We start from the raw sequence: 618 nt of genomic DNA on the forward strand, positions 1-618 counted from the left end.
CCTTTTAAGAGATTAAGAAGAAGGATTGTGAATTTTATTAAATACCTACTAATATAAATTATATAAGGATTTCATTTTGGAGGTCAGGATGCCCTCTTCGCATATCATTAATGATCCTATACATGGGGTTATGTCTTTTACACAAGAGGAAAAGGAATTAATAAAACATTATATAGATACCCCCTATTTCCAGAGATTACGACATATAAAGCAGTTAGGTTGCGGTGACTTGATTTTTCCTGGAGCTGTGCATACACGATTTAATCATTCATTAGGTGCTTGTTATCTTGCAAAAAGGGTATGCGAGAAACTTAGCATTAATTCTGAGAAACATGAAATTATGGTAGCTGCCTTATTACATGATATAGGCCATGGTCCATTTTCACATGCATTTGAAGAAATGTATAAAAATTTATCTAAAGAAAATAAGAGTTATAGATTATCTCATGATGATGATTGGACGCCTAAATTTATAAATTCATTTAAAGAAAGAGAGAAAGGAGACAATAAAAAAATATGCTCTTTTTTCCATGAGAGTGAACTAGTCCCATTTCATAAGTATAAGGATATTATTTCTTCCCAACTAGACGTTGATAGATTGGATTATCTTTTGAGGGA

At 31.7% G+C, this 618-nt stretch carries 1 protein-coding gene; it reads left to right on the top strand.

Features of this window, described 5'->3' with window-relative positions; all coding sequences use genetic code 11:
* Nucleotides 1-130: 130 nt before the first annotated feature.
* Nucleotides 131-618 (top strand): HD domain-containing protein (locus OQJ26_RS19325; protein WP_265705292.1); only part of this gene is annotated, 488 nt, incomplete at its 3' end.

The organism is Legionella sheltonii (assembly GCF_026191355.1).
GTDB classification, from domain to species: Bacteria; Pseudomonadota; Gammaproteobacteria; order Legionellales; family Legionellaceae; genus Legionella; species Legionella sheltonii.